This window comes from Glycomyces sp. L485, from assembly GCF_022548875.1.
Classification (GTDB): domain Bacteria; phylum Actinomycetota; class Actinomycetes; order Mycobacteriales; family Micromonosporaceae; genus Glycomyces.
In genome coordinates, this window is record NZ_JAKZEW010000083.1 from 1 (window position 1) to 1039 (window position 1039).

1 rRNA gene is annotated in these 1039 nt (G+C 58.1%); it reads left to right on the forward strand.

Annotation, left to right across the window (positions count from 1 at the left end):
* A 23S ribosomal RNA gene (locus L0U85_RS20115) occupies positions 1–1039 on the forward strand; the annotation flags it as partial.

Genomic DNA, 1039 nt, shown 5'->3' on the forward strand with positions numbered 1-1039 from the left:
GTGTGTTGTAGACCCGAAGCGGGGTGATCTACCCATGTCCAGGGTGAAGCGGCTGTAAGAGGTCGTGGAGGCCCGAACCCACCAGGGTTGCAAACCTGGGGGATGAGGTGTGGGTAGGGGTGAAAGGCCAATCAAACTCCGTGATAGCTGGTTCTCCCCGAAATGCATTTAGGTGCAGCGTCGTGTGTTGCACCGTGGTGGTAGGGCGCTGGTTGGGTGATGGGCCGTGTCGGTTACTGAGCTCAGCTAAACTTCGAATGCCATGGTGTTGAGTGCGGCAGTGAGTCGGCGGGTGAGAAGATCCGTCGTCGAGAGGGAAACAGCCCAGATTACCGGCTAAGGCCCCTAAGGGTGTACTGAGTGGAAAAGGATGTGGGGTCGCGTTGACAGCCAGGAGGTTGGCTTAGAAGCAGCCATCCTTGAAAGAGTGCGTAATAGCTCACTGGTCGAGTGGTTTCGCGCCGATAATGTAGCGGGGCTGAAGTACACCGCCGAAGCCGTAGCAATGCCCGGTTGGCTTGTCCAGCCGGGGTTGGGTAGGGGAGCGTCGTGCACGCGGTGAAGCAGTGGCGTAAGCCCATCTGTGGAGTGTGTGCGAGTGAGAATGCAGGCATGAGTAGCGAAACAGCTGTGAGAATCAGCTGCGCCGATTGACTAAGGGTTCCAGAGGACGGTTGTTCCGCTCTGGGTTAGTCGGGGCCTAAGGCGAGGCCGAGAGGCGTAGTCGATGGAGAACCGGTTGATATTCCGGTACCCGAGTGCCGCGTATGAGCGATAGCGGTTGTGCTAACTGGCTGGGAGCTGGTGTGATTGTTCCTTCGGGAGTGGTTGTGTCGGTGACTGGTTGGGGTCCCTTCCGTGTGTAGCGTAGTGATGGGGTGACGCAGTGGGGTAGTCGTACCGTCTGGTGGATCAGGCGGGGTAAGGTGGTAGCCCGTTTTCCTAGGTAAATCCGGGGGGACAGCAGTTTGGTCTGCGAGGGTGAGCGCTGAAGCATAGCCCTTTTGGGTGAATTCGGTGATCCCGTGCTGTCGAGAAA